This is a genomic window from Pseudoflavonifractor phocaeensis, from assembly GCF_021531815.1.
Lineage (GTDB): Bacteria > Bacillota > Clostridia > Oscillospirales > Oscillospiraceae > Lawsonibacter > Lawsonibacter phocaeensis_A.
This window is the reverse complement of the sequence record NZ_JADYUM010000014.1, coordinates 1-20820: the sequence shown is the minus strand read 5'-3', so window position 1 is coordinate 20820 and position 20820 is coordinate 1. Positions and strand designations below refer to the sequence as shown.

The window sequence follows — 20820 nt, the reverse complement described above, 5'->3', positions numbered from 1 at the left end:
TTAAAACTTGCCGGAAGCCATGTCGTTGTTCACCCATGCCTGGTAGTATGGGCTGATGGTCGTCGGGGCATTGAAGAGAGTGGCCAGCAGATACTGCTTCATGTTGCGGACCTCGGTCGTATTCTTCTGCAGGCAGATGAGAACGTAGTCGATATGGTCCTTAGTGAGCTTCATAAGTCTGCTCTTGACCACTTCGGTTGGCTTATCATCTCCGGCAATACGGATGGTCTTTCGTTTGGAACAGCAGGTGTCCACCAGCAGATCCAGAATACCTTCCAGAGTTTCCTCATCGAAGCGATGCTCCTGAAGCAGAAGGTCGAAGTAAAGACTTTCTCTGAAATAGCTTTCATACTGAGCATGCTCACGCATCCCTTCATTCCTATCTGCCGATAAGAAAGGATCAGTATCACTATATTCAGTATTATTTATCTCAGTATTACTTCCTCGTACTTCGGAAGATTCCAGAAACTGCGTTTCTACGACTCCAGAATCGTCCATTTTACGATTCAAGATCCGACCATTCTGTCCGACAGATAGAAAGTTCTTCACATAGATGAGATTTGGCTTCCCAAGTCCCTGGCGTTTTCTCTCGATCAGCCCTGCGACCACCTCCAGCTCACGAAGCATCCGGTTGACCTTCTTATCACTGCAGCCGATGGCCTTCATGATCTGGTCGATGGTGTAGATGATATACACACGGCCCTGCTCATCCACCCAGTTGTTTCTGGCAGATAACCCCATGCGGTCCAGGAACAATCCGTACAGAATCTTGGCTTCTGCGGATACATTCTGAAAGGCAGGATCCGTAAACATCACCTTAGGGACACGATAGAAGGAAAACTGATCTGACTGCGCCCCGTAAAAGTAATCAAACACCCATCTTCACCACCTCCTTCACGAAACTGTCCTTCTTCAGAGGTTTCTCGCGAAGAGTGGAGCGGTGCTTCTCGAAAGGGCAACGCACATACAGACAGGAGCGGTACTTGAAATCCGGCTGGTAGTAAGGACACTTTCTGCAGCTTGCAGGGGCCTGATCACCGGCCTTCTTCACAAGCTTCTCGTAATGACGGAAGCGTTCCTCGGCCTTACTCATGGGAACCACCTGCTTTCTTACGTCCTTCCTGAAGCCATTTGTCCAGGTCCTTGTAACAGCAGGCGCTGACACAGGGCTGGCCTTTGGCATAACAGCAACCTTCACATTTCTTTTCCTGTTCGGTCTTCACAACCTCTGCCAGGTAGTAGCAGTTCTCCTTGCCCAGAATGCAGCCGATCTTTCTGTTCTTATAGAAGTAACAGGCGCGGCAGCTATCCGGACGGTCTGCATGGTATCTGATACCATCGATCACCTTTGTCTTACTCATAGCGATATCCTCCGTTGAAGTTGATACATCTCAGGGAAGTCCTGAAACGACAAAAGCCCCGCAGTGATTTTTACGTCACTACGGGGCTATGTAAGATATCGTATTTAGTTGTGAGAGAGAGCGAACTGAAATTTATCGTTGTTTTATAATTGCTCTCAATTCATTCACATAGCGATCGGCATGGTTGATTGAAAACTCTCCGTGGTACATATTGGGGAGCACATGAATGGTGCTGCCCGGCAGCTTTTCCTGCATTTTCCTTGCAGAGCGCCGCATGGCTTTATTCTCTTTTTCTCCTACATATACATGAATTGCTGCGGTACATTTTACAAGCGACTCCTTCATAGAATACATGGAGTTTTCCTGTAAAAATGCAATCAGATTTTGTTTGGTAATGCGGCAGGTATCTCGATAATAATCGTTAAACAGTTCCGATTTCATTCGGAGTGAACGAAATTGCAATTCAGAGAACCATTTCTGACGAATTAACCCATAACAACTTCCGAATGCCGGTTTAATCAAGGAGTGGGTGACCTTAGACGGAATAACCAATGCGCTTTCAATCATCGCAAAACGGCAAATATCTTTTCGTTGGGATAAAAGTTCAAGTAACACCTGACCGCCAAGAGACAATCCGCCAATCAGCAGCACTGAGCCTCCCAATTCCGCATCGATAAAGGAGATAATTTCGGCAGCATTGCTTTCGATTGTTGTAAAGTCTCTATCACTCTCTGCATGACCGTCCAACATCGGAATGATTACACGAAACTCATTTTGAATTCGTTCCGCTACTTCCCGATAATTCCACCATGACAGTCCGCCACCATGAAGGAGGATAATCACATCGCGGTTCTCTTTCCCATATTCTTTATATTGCAACATGCCTCACCTCGCTGCCAAATTAGAATTTCATTCTGCAATTATACTTTTCTCGCTTTTACAAGCAGCATCATCGGTCGGCGCAGTTCATCCTGCCATCCGTTGCTTTCTATTACTTCATCTGTTGGCCTTACTTCCTGTACTGCTTCAATTGCAAAGCCGGTATCAAGAAGTCCCTGCAGAACCTCAGTTAATGTATGGTGCTGCTTTTCCACGTGCTCACCAAGGAATACTGTATCGCGAGGACCGCTGATAAAATAATCATCGATTGGCCAGTATAGATTCTTGCCGTTCGCATCTTGAACAAATTCCTGCCTGATCCCCGACGTGAATACAGGATGTTCTATATTGAAAACAAATATACCGTTCTTTCTAAGTGCAGCATACACATTTCGATAGACCACGGTCAGCTCCCGAATGTAATGCAGCACAAGATTGCTTAGTACAAGATCACAGCATTCGAAATCCGGTATGAACGTTTCAATTCTTTCATTTCGATATTGAATCAGCGGGTGCGCATTTATTTCCATTGCTTTTGAAAGCATCTTTTCGCTTTGGTCGATACCGACAACGCTTTTGGCGCCGGCCGTAACCGCATAAGCGCAGTGCCATCCATAGCCGCAGCCCAGGTCAATAAAGTCTTTATCCTTCATATCACCAAGCAGCTCCTTCAGCTGCGGCCATTCTCCTGCAGCCTCCAAGCCTATTACACTGCGTTCCATCTGTGCATATTTTTCATTAAATTCATGATTATCATATAGATTTTCAGGCATAGAATCTCTCCAATGAATTCAAATTTCACTTCCCACCATCTAACCCAGGCGGGCGATTTTGGATTTCCAAAGATCCGTCGTTTTTCTCTCTAAAGGCTCCTCAAATTTCTTTGCAGAAATAATCCTCGGAAGGATCTGCTGATTTCGGAATTCTCGGAAAATCCGATCCGAAAACAGCCTTTTCAGCACAGAAATACATAGAGAAACAACGGAGAACAGTTGACAGGCCGCCGAATTTAGCAGAAGCCCCGGAAAGGGCATTTTCGGCCCGTTAGCATTTCGACCCGATTCTTGGATTTCTGCAAGAGACCACCTTTTTATTTTAGCGGAAAACGGCCTAAAAATCTCTGAAAAAGGAAACGCGGAAGACATTTTTCGTATCTTCCGCGGTTGTTGACTGGCGTCCCTGGCGGGATTCGAACCCACGGCCTTTCGCTTAGGAGGCGAATGCTCTATCCTGCTGAGCTACAGAGACATTTATTCAAAAAACCCTTATTTTTCAAGGCTTTTCGGCCTTCCGGGTAAGGAACCGGGTTCTTCTGGAACTCTGTTTGGATTAGCAGATCCGTCGATTTTCGCATCGGATTTCGAAGGCGATTTTGCTAACGAACACGGTATCATGAGTTCTGTCTTAGCAAAACCCGTGAAAAGTGAACGATGACTCGAACTCCAAGCAAGAAATGAATTTTTCAAAATTTCTCTGTTTATCATTTCCTTAGGAGGCGGACGCTCTATCCTGCTGAGCTACAGAGACATCTATGAAATTTCCTTGATTTTACGCGGTTTTTCACGTTTCGTCCAAGGTGACGATCTATATTTCAGAGGGAAAATCCATTAGAAAAACGGTCATTTTGCTAATGGATTTTTACCTCATGAAAGCATTTTTCTTAAAAATGTTCCTCTTCCCCGGCGTTAGAAAAACGCCGAATTCACAACTCCACTCGAACCGGACTTCAGATTTCAAAAAAACATTTGGCCCGTGATTAACATATTCTTAGGAGGCGGATGCGCTATCCTGCTGAGCTACGGAGACGTATATGAAATTTTAAGGTAGGGTCCGCCCCCAAAGGTGTCTGATCCTCGTTCTCTTAGGAGGCGGACGCTCTATCCTGCTGAGCTACGGACGCATCAAGTATAAACATGTCCTTCAAAATGGACTCCTCTATTTTAGCTTAGGAGGGGAGCGGTGTCAACGGCTTTTCCGCGGGCGGAAGTGGGAAATATACAGGATAAGGAGCGAATCCTTAATTCTTGCCCCACATACGGCCTTGCCTCCTACGGCTTTCCCACATGTCACCAATCGATAAAACCACAACGGAAAAGAAAAACTATCGTGAAATTAGACGCCGGAATCCACACGACTGGTTTTACAGCGGTCCCTAACAGTTCAGCGCATTACGGAGCCAGCGGTTTGCAGAACGCCGCTTTGCAAATCACAATACAAAGCCCCCGATCCTGTTAAAGGTCGGGGGCATTTACGATCTTCGGCAACTGATTTTGAAACGGGGAGATCTATTTCCGGTTACCAACGGTTCACGCCGCGCATGGTCAGTATCTGGCTGTTCATGCCGCCGGACATATCCGAGGCCAAAAAGAGGATGCTGCTCGCTACGCTTTCCGGCGAGAAGACGTCTCCGCCGTTTTTCAAAAGGTACTCCCGCCGCTCGGACAGCTGGAACAACTCGGTATCAATGGGACCGGGACAAATCACGTTGACCCGGATGCCGTAGCGGCGGACTTCGTCGCCCAAAGCCTGGGACAGGCAGATGACGCCGGCCTTGGAAGCGGAGTATGCGCAGCTTCCGGGCAGACCCCGCAGACCGGCTCCGGAACCGACGTTTACGATATTGCCGGAGTTTTGGCGGATCATCATGGGCAAAAACGCCTTGGTCACCACCGCAACGGAGTTAAGATTCGTGTCAATGATTTGTTTCCAGGTCTCGATGCTCATGTCGTTCAGCGGCTGTTCGATGGAGATCCCCGCGTTGTTGACCAGAATATCGATCCTGCCGTAGGACCGGTCGATCTGCGCAGCCATTTCATTGACTGACGCCGGATCCGTGACATCCACGCGGAATACTTCCGCGGCGCCTCCGTTTTCTTCGATCATCTCCTTGACGGCCTGCAGGGCCTGCGCATTTCGGCCTACCAGCATGACCTTGGCGCCTTCTTCCGCAAAGCGGAGGGCAACCGCCTTGCCCAAACCGCGGTTGGCTCCGGTGACAACTGCGACTTTATCCTGTAGTAACATATGGATTCCTCCTGTCATCCTTGTGTTGGTGGGGGAGTGGTATCCCTGTGGTAGTTTTCCTTGGAGAGATTCAGGTTCTTGATGCCCAATGTGACGTGGTTGCGCATGCAGGCCTCCCCGTAGTCGGGATCGCGGAGGTCGAAGGCCTGGAGGATCTGCGTGTGTGGCTTCAGCGCGTCCTGGGGCGCGTTGGGGAGAGACAGGCTTCTGTAACGGAAATTCATCATGGGCTGCTGCATCAGCTTGAAAATATTGATCAGCAGTTCGTTGCCGGACAGTTTGATAATGGTATCGTGAAAATTGCCTTCTTCCAGCAAAATGTGGTCAAAGTCATTGGTCTCCACGGCTTCCTTGAAACGCTTATGGATGCCCTCGAGTTTCTTGTAATCCTCGTCTGTGCAGCGGCTGATGGCCAGCTTGGTGGCCAGAGGTTCGAATACCGCGCGCACTTCCAGATAGTCCTTCATTTGGACTTCGTGAGTCTCAAACCAATTGATCACGTCTTTGTCGTGGTTGACCTCTTTGGTGCGCATGACGAAGGCGCCCCGGCCGGGCTGCTGGGAGACGTATCCTGTGGCGGCGAGAATTCGCAAAGCCTCTCTGAGGCTGCCCCGGCCAATGGCCAGCTGCGCGCACAGTTCCTTCTCGGTGGGCAGCTTTTGCCCCACCCCCAGGTCGTTTGAGATGATATACGTTTTCAGCTGTTCCACTGCCTGCTGGACCACCGAAACCTTGTCAATTGCTTGCATATTATATATCGCCCCCCATGTTGGCTTGCTGGGATGGAATTATATTACAATAAGAACGGTCAATTGTCAAACAATCTGAGCAAAAATAAATGGCGCCGTTCTTCAAGTGTCTGACAATTTAAAACTTCATATTCTAAGAGAAACAGGTATTTCGCACAAAAAATAAATTTAAATTTAGTGTTTTTTGACACTGTACAAAAAAGATGAAATGTAGTATCTTAAAACCGTGGTTAGCATGTCGGACAATAAAATTAAAATTGTATGACCATGTTACAGAAAGATTGAAAGGAGATCAAAAAATGAAAAGACTGACTGCATTTGCTCTGGCGCTCTCCCTGTGCTTCGCCCTGGTCGGCTGCGGCGGGAATTCTTCCTCCAAAGGCTCCACTTCCGCTGAAAAAAGCGCTTCTTCCGGGGGTGCCGCTGCCGCCGAGGAGACCTTCGTTCTGAAATTAGGTATGCAGCAGGGCAACGTGGACCGCTCTGAAAGCGCTGAGGTCACTTGGGTCGAGCGCTTCAAGGAAGAGGTCGAGGCCAACAGCAATGGCCGGATCACCGTGGAGATTTATCCTTCCGCTCAGCTGGGCTCCCAGGAGGATAACGTGACCAGCCTGATCAACAACTCTCTGGAAATGACTTGCGTGAACTCCACCATCCTGAACAGCGTCAGCGCCCGCACCATGGTCCTGGCTTGTCCCGCCCTCTTCGCCAACGAGGAGCAGTGTGACGCCGTCCTGGCCGGCGAGTGGGGCCAGAAGTTCTGGGACGATGTGGCCGCGGATTCCGGTATCCGTGTTCTGGCTGCCTTCTGCAACGGCATGCGCAGCTTCACCACTTCCAACAAGGAACTGACCACTGTTGACTCTGCCAAGGGCGTCACCTTCCGCGTTATGACCAGCGCCGTCTACGAGAAGATGGTGGAGGCCATCGGCGCCAACCCCGTGCCCATGCCCGGTTCTGAAATGTACACCGCCATGCAGAACGGCACCGTTGACGGCCAGGAGAATCCCCCTGTCAACATTCTGAACGACAAGACCTACGAGGTCCAGAAGTATCTGGTTCTGGATAAGCACGTGGCCTCCGTCGTTACCTTTGACATCAGCGAGTCTGTCTGGCAGAGCCTGCCTGAGGACCTGCAGAAGGTCGTTTCCGACGCCGCCGCCACTGTCACCCCCGAGGCCGCTGCCGTTTGTAAGACTCTGAATGACAACGGCGTTGCCAAGCTGGAGGAGCTGGGCATGAGCGTTTATGAGCCCACCGAGGATGAACTGGCTGCTTGGCACGACGCCATGCGTGATCCCTGCGTCGAGTATGTGAAGGGTCAGCTGGGCGACGAGATCGTTGACGAGCTGCTGGCCGCTATCGAGGCTGCCTGAGCCATTCAAAGTCCATATTTGACCCATAAGTAACGCCCGAAAGCCCGTCTATCATACCGTGATTGATAGGCGGGCTTTCCCGGGCTCGGCATGCGCTGGGGCCCAGAGGAGATTATAACGATGAATGTTCTGAAAACAATCTATCATGGGGGCAGCAAATTATCCGACATGATCGAAAAGATCCTGAAAGTGATCTTGGTCTTCTTGGCGTTTGGCTGTGCCTTTGACCTGCTGCTACAGGTCCTGTACCGGTTCGTGCTGGTGCATTTTGTGAGTTTTTCTCTGACCTGGACCAATGAGATCGCACAGGATTTTATTGTCTGGATGACTTATTTGGCAGTGGGTATCTGCTACAAAAACAACTCTATGGCCGCCGTCAACCTGGTCTATGACAGGTTGAAGCCCTTCCCGAAATTTTTGCTGTACCTGTTGACACGCGTGGTGGTGTTTATCTTCCTGTATTTCGGGATCAAGTACAGCTGGGCTTCCATCCTGTCTGTCAGTAATTGGACATCTCCCAGCCTGCATCTGCCCGGCTGGATCTTATATGGAGCTCCTTTCCTCGGCTGTCTGCTGATCACCTTCGAGGTGGTCGTGGATATTCTGGGCGTGCTTTGCGGCGAACTGGTTCCCTTTGTCTGCCGGCAGCCCGAGATGGAGGAAGAAGAAATATCGGAGGAGGAGCAGCGCGTGCTTGCCGCCATGCAGCGGGAATTGGACGCAGAGGACCGGACAGGGGAGAAGGAGGGGTAACATGTTCGCAGCAGGATTATTTGCGGTATTTCTGATCATCATTATCCTGGGCGTGCCCATCGGGTTTTCCATGGGCTTCCTGACCATCGTGTGCTTCGAAGTCGGCAACGGCCCTCTGATCACCCTGGCCCAGAAGATGTATTCCGGCATCAACAACTTTACTTATCTTTGTATCCCCCTGTTTATTCTGGCGGGTGAGATCATGAGCCGGTGCGGCCTCACCATGAGCATCGTGAAATTCTGCGATACGCTGGTGGGCCATATTCGCGGCGGACTTGCCCATGTAAACATTCTGGCCAGCATGCTGTTCGCCGGCATTTCCGGTTCCGCCACCGCGGACGCCACCGGCCTGGGCCGGGTGGAGATGGAGATGATGACCAAGGCGGGCTATACCAAGGAATATTCCGCCGCGGTCACGGCCGCCAGTGCCATCATCGGCCCCATTATCCCGCCCAGCAATATTATGATCATCTACGCGGTGTGCGCGGCAAACGTGTCGATCTCTGATATGTTCCTCGGCGGCGTCGGCCCCGGGGTCCTGCTGGGCCTCAGCGAAATGCTCCTGTGCTATTGCCTGGCCCGCAAGTATAACCATCCCCACAGGGCGCGGCGTTCTTCCCTGCGCGAGATCCTCCATGCGCTGAAGGAGTCTCTGCCTGTGCTGGGCCTGCCGGCGATCATTCTGGGCGGCATTGTCAGCGGCGTTTTTACCGCCACGGAATCCAGCGCCATTGCGGTGTTCTATGCCTTGATCGTGGCGGTGGCCCGAAAAGCCATCACCTGGAAAGACCTGGTGGATTGCTGCTATAACACCGCGAAATCCACCGCGAACGTCATGTTTATCATTGCGGTGGCTACGGCGATGAGCTATGCCCTGACCATTCTGCGGATCCCTCAGGCGATCGTTGCCGTCTGTATGGAGTATGTCCACAGCGCCGCGTTGTTCCTGCTGATCACCAATGTGATCCTGATCGTCATCGGCTGCGTGATGGACCAGAGCCCCGCGCTGCTGATGATGGTCCCGATCCTGCTGCCCATCGCCATGAAGTTCGGTATCGATCCCGTACATTTTGGCGTGCTGTGCTGCTTTAACCTGACGATCGGCCTGATTTCTCCGCCGGTTGGCATGACCCTCTTTGTGACGGCCAACGTGGCAAAGGTGAAATTGACCGATTTGTTTAAAGCGATCATTCCCTTTGTCATTCTGGGCTATGTGGTCTTGCTGCTGATCACCTGGATCCCGGGTATCGTCACGTTTATCCCCAGCCTTGTAAAATAATTTGACCGCAGGAGGTTACTTGCATGAAAGACGTAAAGATTACAGATGTCAGAGTTACCCTGTGCGACACCCGTGTGAAGGGCAACTTTGCCGATTCGACCCGGCAGGTCGAGACCATCGGCTTTGCCGTGGTGGAGGTGGACACCAATGTGGGCGTTACCGGTATCGGTGTTACCTATCATGAGGTGGGCGGCGAAGCCATCCGGGAGTTCATCCGCTACGCCATCAAGCCCAAGTTCATCGGCCGCAACCCCTTTGAGACCGAGATGCTCTATGAGGAGACCTTCCATTATATGCGCGGTGTCGGCCGCAAGGGTCTGGCCTTCTGCGCGTACAGCGCCGTGGACATTGCCCTGTGGGACATCAAGGGCAAGCTCCTGAATATGCCCCTGTACCGCCTGCTGGGCGGCAACAATCCCGTGGTCCCCATCTATGCTTCCGGCGGCTGGACCAGCTATTCCACCGAGGAACTGGTGGCGGAGGCCAAAATGATGGTGGCCCGCGGCTATACCAAAATCAAGCTGAAGGTCGGCGTGGACGGCGGCCGCAATCCCATGGAGGACGTGCGCCGGGTCGCCGCCGTGCGCGAGGCCATCGGTCCCGACATCGGCTTTATGCTGGACGCGAACAACGTCTGGAGAGCGGCCACCGCCATCCAGTTTGCCAACAATATCCGTGAGTATAACATTGAGTTTTTTGAGGAGCCGGTGTTTGCGGATGATATACCCGGTCTGGCGGAGTTCAAGCGCGGCACCGACATCCCTCTGGCCACCGGCGAGCATGAGTACACCCGCTATGGCATCCGGGACCTGCTGCTGAATAACGCCGCTGATGTGGTCCAGTGCGACTCCACCCGGATCGGCGGTTACACCGAGACTCTGCGGGCCATCGCCATGACCCAGGCGTGGAATAAGGCCTACGCTCCCCACGGCATGGAGCATATCCATATGCACCTGGTGGCCGCCGCGCCTAACGGCATTATGCTGGAGCGGCTGTTCATGTTCGAGGACCTGGTCAATAACGTCTATCTGGATGCGCCGCAGCCGGTCAACGGTTACCTGACGATCCCCGAGAAGCCCGGCCTGGGCCTGGAGCTGAATCAGGATTATCTTGCGGAGTGCCGCGAGAGAAACGGCGTATAAAAAACGCGGAACGTATCTGTCTGACCAGCCGGTCCATTGACGCGAAACGGTGAAGCCTGCCGGTCCGAATCACAAAAAGGGCATCCACCGGAGAGGTGGATGCCCTTTTTAAGGAGAACGATCATGCGTATTTTCATTACGGATACCATGTACTGCACAGAAGCGGGAAGACAGGCGGCGGCGCAAATCGCCGGGCGGTTGGGAGAAGTGGTCCTCAACCCCCTGGGACGAAAGCTCACCAGCGGGGAGATCAGGGAGCTTTGGGACGGCGCCGATGTGATCATCGCCGGAACAGAGAACTACGACGCCCAGCTTTTATCCTGCGCGCCGGAAAGCCTGAAGCTGATCGCGCGAAACGGCGTCAGCTATGAAAACATCGATCTGAATGAAGCGCGGAACAAGAAAATCGCGGTCACCGCCGTAAGGGGAGCCAATTCAAAAGCGGTGGCCGACGGAACCATGGCGCTGATGCTGTCGGTGGCCCGCCGCCTGCCTGCTGTGGACCGCTCGGTCCGTTCCGGAAGCTGGAGCGGCTGGGTCGCCGACGATGTCAACCACAAGACGCTGGGAATTTTGGGCTTCGGCGCCATCGGGAAAGAGGTGGCGAAGCGGGCGCGGGGGTTTGATATGACGGTTTTGGCCTATTCTCCGCCGGAGGATTTTGACCACGCGTTTGCCGCGCAATATTCCGTCCGGGAAGCCAGTATGGAGCAGATCCTGCGGGAGAGCGATTTTGTAACCCTGCACATGCCGGTGCTGCCTGAGACACGGGGCATCATCAACCGCAAAACGCTGGGCATGATGAAGCCGTCCGCCTATCTGATCAATACCTCCCGGGGGGCCCTGGTCCAAGAGGAGGACCTGTGCGAGGCGCTGAAAAACGGCACCATTCGCGGCGCGGCCCTGGATGTGTTCGAGACGGAACCCATTGGGAACAGTACGCTGCTTGCCCTGGAGAATACAGTGCTCTCTCCCCATTGCGCCGGACTTTCCGTCGGAGCCATCGCGGAGATGGGACGGATCAACACGGAAAACATCTTGGCTGTCTCAAGGGGAGAAACGTGCAGCGGAGTCATTCTGGGACCATTCCTGACACGTTGGGAGTGATATTGGATGAGCTCAGATAAGCCGAAGCAAACTCCGTCCTTTGGGTATTCCTTGGCGGTCCTGACCGGTGTGCTGGCCATCGTCCTGGGTGGATACTATTTTCTGAACGCCGGGTTGGAAGTGATGTTCCTGTTCTCCTGGCTGCTGGTGTTTCCGGCCTGTATGGCTTTGGGCTACAGCTACGGGGAACTGGAACAGGGGGCGCTGGAGTACATCAAAAAAGGTATGAGCGCGGCCCTGTTGAGCCTGGTGGTCGGAGGGACCATCAGCACCTGGACCGCGGCGGGAACTGTCCCCTCCATCATCTACTACGGCCTGCGCTATATCAAGCCGAACACTTTTTTGGCGGTGGCCTTTTTGTTGAGCCTGGTCCTGTCCCTGTCCTGCGGAACCGCCTGGGGCACGCTGGGGACCGTCGGCATTGCCATGTTCGCGGTGGGTGAGAGTTTCGGGATCACGCCGGCGCTGACAGTGGGCGCGATCTTCAGCGGCGCGTTTCTGGGGGAGACCTGCACTCCCATGGCTGCCACAGCCAATGTGAGCGCCGCCGTCTGCGGGGTCCCGACCATGCGGCACTGCAAAAAAGCGGCGGAGCTCGCCATTCCATCTGCTGGGATCGCGTCGGTCCTCTACTTTCTGCTGGGGCAGAAGTTCGTGGCCGGCAGTTTACCGGAGGCGTCGATTGCAGGTTTGTGCAGTCAGCTCACCGACCATTTTACCATTTGTGCAGCAGCCTTTCTCCCCATGCTGGTCATGCTGCTTTTGATCATCTGCAAGATCCCGGCGCTGTTTTCCATGCTGATCTCTGTGCTCACCGCATGCGCGGTGGCTGTTTGGGTGCAGGGTGTGGAGCTTCAGAGTATCGCCGCGGTATTCTGGAACGGCGCCTCCGTAGAAGGCGGCGGCGAATTCCTTCAGGCGCTTCTCAGCCGCGGCGGAGTCAGGAGCATGGTCAACACGGTCTGTACCATGATTTTTACCTTCGGCATGATCGGCGCGTTCAACACGGTAGGGATGATGGAGGCGCTGATCGCCCCCGTCACCCAGCGGGCAAGTTCTCCGGCCCGCCTGACCGCCGCGACACAGATGGTCGCTGTGGTGGGCAATATGCTGGGGACGAACACCTTTTCCATTCTAATGGCGGGTTCCTTGATGGTCAACGCCTATGACCGGGCGGGACTGGAGCGGTACAGCTTGTCCCGCGACATTACCGCCACATCCACGGTATTATGCCCGCTCATTCCCTGGAATGTCTCCGGGCTCTATATTGCCGGCCTGTTTGGGGTCAGCAGTTTGCAGGCGGCGCCATTTGCGTTCTGCGCTTTTTTGACGCCGGCCCTCTCCTATGTTTTTGTATCCCTGGAAGCCAGACAACAAAAAAGAACTGATTAAAAAAGGAGTGTTTCATATGTCTTTTCAGGAATTGATCACCGGAGTCCAGCACGTGGCGGTCCCCACTAATGACCTGGACAAAACCACCGAGTTTTACCACAGCCTGGGATTTACCACGGCCCTGGAGACCTACAATGAAGCCGCAAAGCACAGAGCGATTTTCCTCCAGCTGGGCAACCTGATCATCGAAAGCTATGAAAACGGCTGCGCGGTCGGACATCCCGGCGCCATCGACCATATTGCGCTGAACACAACGGACATTGAGGCTACCTACGCCCTGGCCAAGGAGCTGGATCTCCACATGCTCAACGAGGGCATCCGGTTCCTGCCGTTCTGGGAAAACGGGATCCGGTTTTTTACCATCGAGGGCCCCAACGCTGAAAAGATCGAGTTCTGCCAAAAGCTGTAACGCTTCCCACGGCGCGAAAGGGCTGCTGCCCGCGGCGCGAGGGCGCTATCTTTCCATAGCTTCAACGAACCGCGGTGGATCCGCGGTTCGTTTTTTGTGCCCGGGACATCCGGAGCATTGTAAGGGCGGTACAGTGGAGCGGCCTGAAAATAAAACGGGGGCCTGCTTTGTGTTGAAAGGGCGCCAGCGGCTTTTCCTAGACAGAACAGAAAATCTGCGAAGTCCGCGATAAATTTTGGATTCCTGGGCCCACATCCCGCCTTTCCACTTGCAACTTTTTGATAAAGCATATATAATATTTTGGCCAATCCATAAAACGACAGCGGAAAAGAGGAATTGCCGTGAAATTAGGTATCGTGGGCCTGCCCAATGTGGGCAAGAGCACCCTGTTCAACGCCATTACCAATGCCGGCGCCGAGAGCGCCAACTACCCCTTCTGCACCATTGACCCCAATGTGGGCATGGTGGCCGTGCCTGACCACCGCCTGGACAAGCTGTCTGAGATGTACCACCCGAAGAAGACCACTCCCGCGGTCATTGAGTTTGTGGACATTGCCGGCCTGGTGAAGGGGGCCTCCAGAGGCGAGGGCCTGGGCAATAAATTCCTGGGCAACATCCGCATGACCGACGCCATTGTCCATGTGGTCCGCTGCTTCGACGATGAAAATGTGATCCATGTGGAGGGGTCCACTGATCCTGTCCGCGACATGGACACCATCGATCTGGAGCTGATCATGGCCGACCTGGAGATGGTGGAGCGCCGGATCGACAAGGCCAAAAAGGCCGCCAAGGGGGACAAGAAGTTCCTCCAGGAGGCGGCTGACTTTGAGGGCCTGCGGGACTGGCTCAACGACGGCAAATCCGCCCGGGCCTATGAAGCGGTGAACATCGCCGAGGAGTACCCAGATTGTGAGCTGCTGTCTCTGAAGCCTGTTATTTACGCCGCTAACCTGGACGAGGACGGGTTTACCGATCCCGAGGGCGTGGAATACTACCGCCAGGTGGAGCAGCGGGCCAAGGAGCAGGGCGCGCAGGTCATCCCAGTCTGTGCCAAGCTGGAGGCGGAGATCGCCGAGCTGGAGCCGGAGGAGAAAAAGATGTTTTTGGACGACCTGGGCATCGCCGAGTCCGGGTTGGACCGCCTGGTGAAGGCCAGCTACACGCTGCTGGGCCTCATCTCCTTCCTGACCTCCGGTGAGGACGAATGCCGCGCCTGGACCATCCGCAAGGGCACTAAAGCGCCCCAGGCCGCCGGTAAGATCCACTCCGATTTTGAGCGGGGCTTCATCCGGGCAGAGGTGGTGGCCTACGACGACCTGATGGCCTGCGGTACCATGGCGGCCGCCCGGGAGAAGGGCCTGATCCGCTCCGAGGGCAAGGAATATGTGGTCCAGGACGGGGACATCATCCTGTTCCGGTTCAATGTGTGAGCGGGAAGGGAACAGAACGTGAACACTTATTTTGACCTGTTTTTCACCTTCGCCAAAATCGGCGCCTGCACCTTTGGCGGCGGCTACGCCATGCTCCCCATTCTCCAGCGGGAGGTGGTGGAGAAAAAGGGGTGGGCCACCGACGAGGAGCTGACCGATTACTACGCCATTGGCCAGTGTACCCCCGGCATCATCGCGGTGAATACAGCCACCTTTATTGGCTACAAGTACAAGGGATATCTGGGCGGAGTGCTGGCCACGCTGGGCGTGGTGTTTCCCTCCATCGTGATTATCACCCTGATTGCCACCTTCCTGACCAACTTCGCGGACATCCCGGTGGTGCGGCACGCCTTGACCGGAGTGAACGCCTGCGTGGTGGCGCTGATCGCCTCCAGTGTCATCAAGCTGGGAAAGTCCACCGTGAAAGATGCTGTCACTGTGGCCATCTTCTTGGTGGTGCTGGGGCTGGCCTTCTTTGCGGGCCTGTCTCCCGCCATCCTGATCGTCTGCGCCGGTGTGGTCGGCTATGTGACCCGCCGGTTGCTGAAGCTGGGAAAGGAGGCTGAGGGCAAATGATCCTGCTGCGGCTGTTTTTTGAGTTTGCCAAGACGGGCCTGTTCGCCGTGGGCGGCGGCCTGGCCACCATTCCGTTTCTCCGGGACCTGGGAACCCGTACCCAGTGGTTCACTGACGCGGACCTGACCACCATGATCGCCGTCTCCGAGTCCACGCCCGGCGCCATGGGAGTGAATATGGCCACCTATGTGGGCTACACTACCGCCGGGATTCCAGGAGCTGTGATCGCCACTCTGGGTCTGGTTACGCCCTCTATCATTGTAATTATCATCATTGCCGGGTTTTTACAGAAATTCCGCCAGTCCAAGACGGTGGACGCCGTATTTTACGGCCTGCGTCCCGCCTCCACCGCCCTGATCGCTTCCGCGGGGCTCAGTGTGGCCACTGCGGTGCTGGTGACCATCGGCGGCGTCTCGGAGCACACCTTTACGGTGCATTGGCCTCTGATCCTGCTGACGGTGGCCGTCTTCGTATGCATGCGGTACACCAAGCTGAAAAAGCTTCATCCCATTGTCTTTATAGGCATTTCCGCTCTGATCGGCGCGGTGTTTCAGCTGTGATGGATCAAAAAGCCCTCCGCTTTCAAGCGGAGGGCTTTTTATGTGCTGTGCAATCAGTACCGCCGCACCACGGCCACTACCTTGCCGATGATCTCGGCGTAGGTGCCGTCGATGGGTTCGTAGGCGGGGTTCTCAGGGAGCAGCCAGGTATGACCGTCCTTGCGGGACAGGGCCTTCACAGTGGCTTCATCCTCAAACAGGGCCACTACGATCTCGCCGTTATGGGCGTCCTGCTGGCGGTGGACCACCACCAGATCTCCGGGCAGAATACCGGCGTTCAGCATGGACTCTCCCCGGACGGTGAGGGCGAAGTGCTCTCCGGACAGTCCGTTGGTGTCAAAGGTAAGATAGTCCTCAATGCACTCCTGGGCCAGAATAGGGGCGCCGGCGGCCACGTTGCCCAGAATGGGCACCTGGTTGGCATGGGGGTCCGCCTCCTCAGCCACGGGCCCCATGGGAACGCCGGGGAGGGAGATGGCCCGGGTCTTGCCCTCGGCTTTGACGATGACCCCGGCCTCCTCCAGTCCCTTCATATGGAAGTGGACGGTGGAGGGAGACTTGAGCCCGACTGCGGCCCCAATCTCCCGGACGGAAGGGGGATAGCCGTGGTCAGCGGTGAAGGCGAGAATATAGTCGTAAATCTGCTGCTGCTTTGCGGTCAGTTTGGCCATGGTGAGGCTCCTTTCGGCGCAGATGGAAGGTGTTGGTTGGGATAGTTGTATTTTATCATACATTTGTACGAATGTCAAACGAATGTTCCTAAATTGGGACAAAAAATATCTGTCTTCTGCCGCAGCGAAAAACGCCGCCCACCTTGATTTCCCGAGGCGGGCGGCGTTTCCTTTGTTCAGAGGGGCGGAGCGCTGGCGCGCTGGAGCTGGAGCCGTGCGTCGTAGAAGCCGGCTTCAGACACGGAGCGGTATGGGGTGACCCAAAGGAACACGGGCAGGGTGATCAGATCGGTGAGGAGGGCGGTCCAGAATCCGCCGGAGGCGGAGCTGTACAGGGTGAACAGCTCAATCTGCGCCTGGGTCAATTCCAGCAGGTCTGTGGGCGTTCCCGTTTGCCAGATGGAGTAGTTGGCGATCAGGTCGGGCAGCTCTGAGACGGGGAAGGCGGCCAGCGCCTGGAAGAAGCCGGCGTGCCACAGGGCCGCGGCTGTCACCAGCACGGACAGCAGGAGGGAGAGCAGCGCCCAGCCGATGAAGGAGAACTCCAGCTTGAACAACTCCCATTTCCAGCCCCGCATAAGCTCGGCGCTGCGGCGGACGGCGGCGGAGGCTCCGGCGTCGGGACTGTCGGCCAGGAGGTAAGGGGCCAGGGCGTAGCGCAGCATAATGGCCCACATGGCGGCGTACAGCCCCGCGATCACCAGGAGCAGCAGGGGGGCCAGCAGGGAGGAACCCATCAGGAGCAGGTAAACCAGGGGGGAGGCCACCAGCAGGCCCAGCAGCAGGGACCAGCCCAGGACCCGCAGGTAAATGAGGACCTCCATAATGACAACCCGCCCGGCCACAGAGAAGCCCTGGAGCAGGGAACCCAGGCCTGGGTCCATGTTGCGGCTGGTCCACAGGGACCACAGGTTGAAGCTGAATCGGACGATGACCAGATAGAGGGACATGAGGATGCTGCAAAACAGGGAGAGGGTAAACGCGGTCTCTCCGTTGGACAGCAGCGAGAGCAGCTGGTCTGGCAGGTAGGACAGACCCGTGGTCATGAGAAAGTAGACCAGTGCGACCACCCAGAAGCGGGGGCGGGTGAGGCCCATGGCCTCCCGGGCCCGGCGTTTCAGTTCCTTGCGGTCGATCTCCATAGGCGGCAAAACTCCAATCTGTGTTTCTGTCTGGGAATCTCAGGCGCGCTGGCGCGGCCAGACGGAAAAGTATGTGGGAAAAGGGATCAGGCGTCCCACTTGTCCATGACCTGGCGCAGCTGGTCGGCCAGACGGGCCAGATCCTTGTTGGGACGGCCGCGGCTGCGGCTGATGAGCAGCTCCAGCTCCTTGGACACGTCCTGAAGGCGGACATAGGCGGGGGAGGCGGCGGAAGCGCCTCCGGACTTGGGCTTGGTCTCCAGCACCACGCCCTTGGCCAGCATGGTGTTGGCGGCCAGGTCATAGACCTCCTCGTACAGGGGAGCGTGGGCGGGGATGCCCCGTTCGTTGAGGGTATCAGCGAAGACCTCGGTGACGGGAGCGTCTCCGTGGACCACGAAGACCTGCTGGGGCTTGGGGGAGAAGTGCTCCGCCCAGGCGATCAGATGGTCCCGGTCGGCGTGGGAGCTGAGGCCCTTGAAGTTGACGATCCGGGCCCGGACGGCGATCTCCTCGCCGAAGAGCTTGACCGACTTGGCCCCTTCCAGCAGGCGGCGGCCCAGGGTGCCCTCACCCTGGTAGCCCACAAAGACCACGGCGCACTCGGGACGCCAGAGGTTGTGTTTCAGGTGGTGGCGGATGCGGCCGGCATCGCACATGCCCGAGGCGGAGATGATGATCTTGGGGGTCTTGTCCGCATTCAGGGCCTTGGATTCCTCGGAGGTCTGGGACAGGGTCAGGCCGGGGAAGGTGAACAGGTCGTCGCCGCCCTGGAGGACGGAGATGGCCTCCTCGTCTAGATAGCCGTGGAGGTCGCCGGCGTAGATCTTAGTGGCTTCGGCGGCCAGGGGGCTGTCCACGCAAACGGTAAAGTTGGGGGCGGTCTTGACCAGCCCTTCATTCTTGATTTCCCGGAGGAAGTAAAGCAGCTCCTGGGTGCGGCCCACGGCGAAGGAGGGGATGATAATGTTGCCGCCCTGAGAAAATACATCGTCGATGAGGGCAGCCAAAGCCTCGGTGTAGCTCTCGGGAGGCTCGTGGTTCCGGTCGCCGTAGGTGGACTCCATGACCACATAGTCCGCCTGGTCCACGAACTCCGGGTCCCGGATAATGGGCTGGTCCACATTGCCCAGGTCGCCGGAGAAGACGATCTTGCGGGTCACGTCTCCCTCGGTGGCCCAGATCTCCAGGGCGGCGGAACCCAGCAGGTGACCCGCGTCGTTGAACCGGATCTTGACCCCCTCGCACAGGTCGAAAATCTCGCCGTACTCATAGGTGTGGATAAACTGGAGCGCCGCCTCGGCGTCGGCCACGGTGTACAGGGGCTCCACGGCTTCCCGTCCGGCGCGCTTGCCCTTCTGGTTCTGCCACTGGGCGTCGCTCTCCTGAATGTGGGCGGAGTCGCGGAGCATGATGGACATGAGCTGGCCGGTGAGGCGGGTGGTGAAGATCTGGCCGCAGAAGCCCTCCTTGACCAGCAGGGGGATGCGGCCGGAGTGGTCGATGTGGGCGTGGGTGACCAGCACATAGTCGATGTAGCTGGGGGCGAAGTCCAGGGCGTTGTCATCGTGCTCGTCACGGCCCTGCTGAAGGCCGCAGTCGATGAGGATCTTTTTCCCGTTTACCTCCAGACAGTGGCAGCTTCCGGTGACCGCGTGGGCAGCGCCAAAAAAGGTCAGTTTCATCAGATGTGTCCTCCTAGCTTCAGATTGAAAAAGTTGTCCTTATTGTACACCCGATGGGGAGGAAATTCCACAGCAAATTGTAAATAATGTGTAAAGGGCTGATCACAGCAAGCCAAAGTGGATCAACGCTGAAAGGACGCCGTCCTCATCCACGGTTCCGGTGACATAGTCGGCCCCGGCCTTTACCTGGTCGCTGGCAGTACCCATGGCCACACCGATGCCCGCGTGGCGGAGCATGGAGAGGTCGTTTTCCCCGTCTCCAAAGGCCATGGATTCCGCCAGAGGAATGTGGAAAGCGTCCAGCATGGCGTCCATCCCCTTATCTTTTCCGCCGCCGGAGGGGATTACATCCAAAAAGTACGGATGCCACCGGGTAGTATTCAAATTGGGGGCCTTGTTCAGCAGCAAGGCCTCCTCCTCACGGGTCAGAAAAACGATAGCCTGGTACAGCTCTCCTTCCAGGGCGCGGCGGGGGTCTTGGACCGGGGGGAGGGGCAGGTCCAGGTCACACATAAATTCCCGGGTGCGGTCGTCGACGCAGTTGATATAGATGTCCTCCCCCTCCAGGTAGATGCAGGAGAAGTCGTTGTTTCGGGTGGCTTCTACCAGGCCGGATACAGTCTGACGGTCCATGGGATTGCGGTGGAGCACCCGGTCGCCGCAGAAACAATACTGGCCGCTGAGCGTGATCCAGCCGTCAAAGGGGAAAACAGAGCGGATGTAAGACAGCATATGGGGGTGGCGCCCGGTAGAGATGAAGAGCTTGATGCCCTTTTCCCGGAGCCTGCCCAAAGCTGCTATCACCGCGGGGGAGACCCGGTGGGTCCGGAAGCTGACCAGGGTCCCGTCGATGTCAAAAAAGATGGCTTTGATCATGGGAGAGTCCTCCTGCAATGAAGTCATTTCTATTGTACAGCAAAGCCCGCCTGATTTCCATGTGCGAATTGGACAATCCTGACCGGGAGCGGGAAAAAGTAGCATAAACGGGACTGGCCGGGCCATAAGATGGAAAAACGGGAAGGGGGAAGGCCCATGGCATACGAGGAAGAACGGCTCCGTCCCGGAGCGCCGCACCGGGTGGTGCTGGAGGACCGGGAGCAGCTTACCATCTCCGGGGTGGAGGAGGTGGAGAACTTTGACGAGAGCTCCATCCTGCTGTCCACCGCCCGGGGCGGGCTGGAAGTACAGGGGGAGGGGCTGCACATTGAGAAGCTGTCGCTGGACGGCGGGGACCTGAAGGTGGATGGCCTCGTCAACGCCCTGATCTATGAGCCCAGGGGGCGGG

22 protein-coding genes and 1 tRNA gene are annotated in these 20820 nt (G+C 55.8%); 11 read left to right on the top strand and 12 right to left on the bottom strand.

Going from position 1 to position 20820, the window contains the following annotated elements:
* The 8 genes from I6E42_RS09395 to I6E42_RS09360 form a co-directional block, all read right to left on the bottom strand.
* The gene (locus I6E42_RS09395) at nucleotides 1-876 is read right to left on the bottom strand and encodes a DUF6017 domain-containing protein (protein WP_235371665.1); all 876 of its coding nucleotides are present in this window, start codon (nucleotides 874-876) and stop codon (nucleotides 1-3) included.
* Nucleotides 869-1093, bottom strand: coding sequence for a hypothetical protein (locus I6E42_RS09390; RefSeq protein ID WP_235371664.1), 225 nt, complete (start codon nucleotides 1091-1093; stop codon nucleotides 869-871). The genes I6E42_RS09395 and I6E42_RS09390 overlap by 8 nt, the downstream gene beginning before the upstream one ends.
* Complete coding sequence (locus I6E42_RS09385) at nucleotides 1086-1361, bottom strand: hypothetical protein (protein WP_235371663.1); 276 nt, start codon at nucleotides 1359-1361, stop codon at nucleotides 1086-1088. The genes I6E42_RS09390 and I6E42_RS09385 overlap by 8 nt, the downstream gene beginning before the upstream one ends.
* Before the next feature lie 132 nt (nucleotides 1362-1493).
* Complete coding sequence (locus I6E42_RS09380; protein WP_235371662.1) at nucleotides 1494-2243, bottom strand: alpha/beta fold hydrolase; 750 nt, start codon at nucleotides 2241-2243, stop codon at nucleotides 1494-1496.
* Nucleotides 2244-2281: 38 nt separating this feature from the next.
* Nucleotides 2282-3013, bottom strand: coding sequence for a class I SAM-dependent methyltransferase (locus I6E42_RS09375; RefSeq protein ID WP_235371661.1), 732 nt, complete (start codon nucleotides 3011-3013; stop codon nucleotides 2282-2284).
* Nucleotides 3014-3411: 398 nt separating this feature from the next.
* Nucleotides 3412-3488, bottom strand: a tRNA-Arg gene (locus I6E42_RS09370).
* 1047 nt (nucleotides 3489-4535) lie between these two features.
* Nucleotides 4536-5264 carry an SDR family NAD(P)-dependent oxidoreductase gene (locus I6E42_RS09365; RefSeq protein ID WP_235371660.1) on the bottom strand — a complete coding sequence of 243 codons (729 nt, stop codon included), beginning with the start codon at nucleotides 5262-5264 and terminating at the stop codon, nucleotides 4536-4538.
* A gap of 14 nt (nucleotides 5265-5278) precedes the next feature.
* Nucleotides 5279-6013, bottom strand: a complete 735-nt coding sequence (locus I6E42_RS09360) for a FadR/GntR family transcriptional regulator (protein ID WP_235371659.1) — start codon at nucleotides 6011-6013, stop codon at nucleotides 5279-5281.
* Nucleotides 6014-6312: 299 nt separating this feature from the next.
* On the opposite strand from I6E42_RS09360, the gene I6E42_RS09355 reads away from it, so the two are divergent.
* The 10 genes from I6E42_RS09355 to I6E42_RS09310 all read left to right on the top strand — a co-directional run bounded on the left by I6E42_RS09355 (nucleotide 6313) and on the right by I6E42_RS09310 (nucleotide 16037).
* Nucleotides 6313-7389: a TRAP transporter substrate-binding protein gene (locus tag I6E42_RS09355; protein ID WP_235371658.1), complete on the top strand. Its 1077-nt coding sequence runs from the start codon at nucleotides 6313-6315 to the stop codon at nucleotides 7387-7389.
* A gap of 120 nt (nucleotides 7390-7509) precedes the next feature.
* Nucleotides 7510-8142, top strand: a complete 633-nt coding sequence (locus I6E42_RS09350) for a TRAP transporter small permease (RefSeq protein WP_235371657.1) — start codon at nucleotides 7510-7512, stop codon at nucleotides 8140-8142.
* A gap of 1 nt (nucleotide 8143) precedes the next feature.
* Nucleotides 8144-9421 (top strand): TRAP transporter large permease, encoded by a 1278-nt coding sequence (locus I6E42_RS09345; protein ID WP_235371656.1) that lies wholly within the window; start codon nucleotides 8144-8146, stop codon nucleotides 9419-9421.
* Between the two features lie 23 nt (nucleotides 9422-9444).
* Complete coding sequence (locus tag I6E42_RS09340; protein WP_235371655.1) at nucleotides 9445-10563, top strand: mandelate racemase/muconate lactonizing enzyme family protein; 1119 nt, start codon at nucleotides 9445-9447, stop codon at nucleotides 10561-10563.
* A gap of 123 nt (nucleotides 10564-10686) precedes the next feature.
* A complete protein-coding gene (locus I6E42_RS09335; RefSeq protein WP_235371654.1) occupies nucleotides 10687-11670 on the top strand; it encodes a phosphoglycerate dehydrogenase in 984 nt (327 codons plus the stop codon).
* 6 nt (nucleotides 11671-11676) lie between these two features.
* Complete coding sequence (locus tag I6E42_RS09330) at nucleotides 11677-13062, top strand: Na+/H+ antiporter NhaC family protein (protein WP_235371653.1); 1386 nt, start codon at nucleotides 11677-11679, stop codon at nucleotides 13060-13062.
* Between the two features lie 16 nt (nucleotides 13063-13078).
* Entirely contained in the window at nucleotides 13079-13471 is a 393-nt protein-coding gene (locus I6E42_RS09325) for a VOC family protein (RefSeq protein WP_235371652.1), read from the top strand.
* Between the two features lie 341 nt (nucleotides 13472-13812).
* Nucleotides 13813-14901 carry a redox-regulated ATPase YchF gene (gene ychF, locus I6E42_RS09320; RefSeq protein ID WP_235371651.1) on the top strand — a complete coding sequence of 363 codons (1089 nt, stop codon included), beginning with the start codon at nucleotides 13813-13815 and terminating at the stop codon, nucleotides 14899-14901.
* Between the two features lie 18 nt (nucleotides 14902-14919).
* Nucleotides 14920-15477, top strand: a complete 558-nt coding sequence (locus I6E42_RS09315) for a chromate transporter (RefSeq protein ID WP_235371650.1) — start codon at nucleotides 14920-14922, stop codon at nucleotides 15475-15477.
* The gene (locus I6E42_RS09310; protein WP_235371649.1) at nucleotides 15474-16037 is read left to right on the top strand and encodes a chromate transporter; all 564 of its coding nucleotides are present in this window, start codon (nucleotides 15474-15476) and stop codon (nucleotides 16035-16037) included. Before I6E42_RS09315 ends, I6E42_RS09310 begins: the two co-directional genes overlap by 4 nt.
* A gap of 53 nt (nucleotides 16038-16090) precedes the next feature.
* On the opposite strand, the gene lexA is transcribed toward I6E42_RS09310, so the two are convergent.
* From lexA to I6E42_RS09290, 4 genes are all read right to left on the bottom strand, one after another.
* Entirely contained in the window at nucleotides 16091-16708 is a 618-nt protein-coding gene (lexA, locus tag I6E42_RS09305) for a transcriptional repressor LexA (RefSeq protein WP_235371648.1), read from the bottom strand.
* Between the two features lie 176 nt (nucleotides 16709-16884).
* Nucleotides 16885-17850: a DUF975 family protein gene (locus I6E42_RS09300; RefSeq protein WP_235371647.1), complete on the bottom strand. Its 966-nt coding sequence runs from the start codon at nucleotides 17848-17850 to the stop codon at nucleotides 16885-16887.
* 86 nt (nucleotides 17851-17936) lie between these two features.
* Nucleotides 17937-19535, bottom strand: coding sequence for an MBL fold metallo-hydrolase RNA specificity domain-containing protein (locus I6E42_RS09295; RefSeq protein ID WP_235371646.1), 1599 nt, complete (start codon nucleotides 19533-19535; stop codon nucleotides 17937-17939).
* A 102-nt stretch (nucleotides 19536-19637) separates the two neighbouring features.
* On the bottom strand, nucleotides 19638-20411 hold the full coding sequence (locus tag I6E42_RS09290) for a Cof-type HAD-IIB family hydrolase (RefSeq protein ID WP_235371645.1): 774 nt from the start codon (nucleotides 20409-20411) through the stop codon (nucleotides 19638-19640).
* A 156-nt stretch (nucleotides 20412-20567) separates the two neighbouring features.
* On the opposite strand from I6E42_RS09290, the gene I6E42_RS09285 reads away from it, so the two are divergent.
* Nucleotides 20568-20820, top strand: a 253-nt coding sequence (locus I6E42_RS09285) for a YabP/YqfC family sporulation protein (RefSeq protein ID WP_235371644.1), incomplete at its 3' end; no start/stop codon positions are given.

What these genes read in the sequence shown, in the direction of transcription:
- I6E42_RS09390 (WP_235371664.1), bottom strand. Translation starts at nt 1,093, where the DNA reads ATGAGTAAGGCCGAGGAACGCTTCCGTCATTACGAGAAGCTTGTGAAG.
- I6E42_RS09385 (WP_235371663.1), bottom strand. Translation starts at nt 1,361, where the DNA reads ATGAGTAAGACAAAGGTGATCGATGGTATCAGATACCATGCAGACCGT.
- I6E42_RS09380 (WP_235371662.1), bottom strand. Translation starts at nt 2,243, where the DNA reads ATGTTGCAATATAAAGAATATGGGAAAGAGAACCGCGATGTGATTATC.
- I6E42_RS09375 (WP_235371661.1), bottom strand. Translation starts at nt 3,013, where the DNA reads ATGCCTGAAAATCTATATGATAATCATGAATTTAATGAAAAATATGCA.
- I6E42_RS09365 (WP_235371660.1), bottom strand. Translation starts at nt 5,264, where the DNA reads ATGTTACTACAGGATAAAGTCGCAGTTGTCACCGGAGCCAACCGCGGT.
- I6E42_RS09360 (WP_235371659.1), bottom strand. Translation starts at nt 6,013, where the DNA reads ATGCAAGCAATTGACAAGGTTTCGGTGGTCCAGCAGGCAGTGGAACAG.
- I6E42_RS09355 (WP_235371658.1), top strand. Translation starts at nt 6,313, where the DNA reads ATGAAAAGACTGACTGCATTTGCTCTGGCGCTCTCCCTGTGCTTCGCC.
- I6E42_RS09350 (WP_235371657.1), top strand. Translation starts at nt 7,510, where the DNA reads ATGAATGTTCTGAAAACAATCTATCATGGGGGCAGCAAATTATCCGAC.
- I6E42_RS09345 (WP_235371656.1), top strand. Translation starts at nt 8,144, where the DNA reads ATGTTCGCAGCAGGATTATTTGCGGTATTTCTGATCATCATTATCCTG.
- I6E42_RS09340 (WP_235371655.1), top strand. Translation starts at nt 9,445, where the DNA reads ATGAAAGACGTAAAGATTACAGATGTCAGAGTTACCCTGTGCGACACC.
- I6E42_RS09335 (WP_235371654.1), top strand. Translation starts at nt 10,687, where the DNA reads ATGCGTATTTTCATTACGGATACCATGTACTGCACAGAAGCGGGAAGA.
- I6E42_RS09330 (WP_235371653.1), top strand. Translation starts at nt 11,677, where the DNA reads ATGAGCTCAGATAAGCCGAAGCAAACTCCGTCCTTTGGGTATTCCTTG.
- I6E42_RS09325 (WP_235371652.1), top strand. Translation starts at nt 13,079, where the DNA reads ATGTCTTTTCAGGAATTGATCACCGGAGTCCAGCACGTGGCGGTCCCC.
- I6E42_RS09310 (WP_235371649.1), top strand. Translation starts at nt 15,474, where the DNA reads ATGATCCTGCTGCGGCTGTTTTTTGAGTTTGCCAAGACGGGCCTGTTC.
- lexA (WP_235371648.1), bottom strand. Translation starts at nt 16,708, where the DNA reads ATGGCCAAACTGACCGCAAAGCAGCAGCAGATTTACGACTATATTCTC.
- I6E42_RS09300 (WP_235371647.1), bottom strand. Translation starts at nt 17,850, where the DNA reads ATGGAGATCGACCGCAAGGAACTGAAACGCCGGGCCCGGGAGGCCATG.
- I6E42_RS09295 (WP_235371646.1), bottom strand. Translation starts at nt 19,535, where the DNA reads ATGAAACTGACCTTTTTTGGCGCTGCCCACGCGGTCACCGGAAGCTGC.
- I6E42_RS09290 (WP_235371645.1), bottom strand. Translation starts at nt 20,411, where the DNA reads ATGATCAAAGCCATCTTTTTTGACATCGACGGGACCCTGGTCAGCTTC.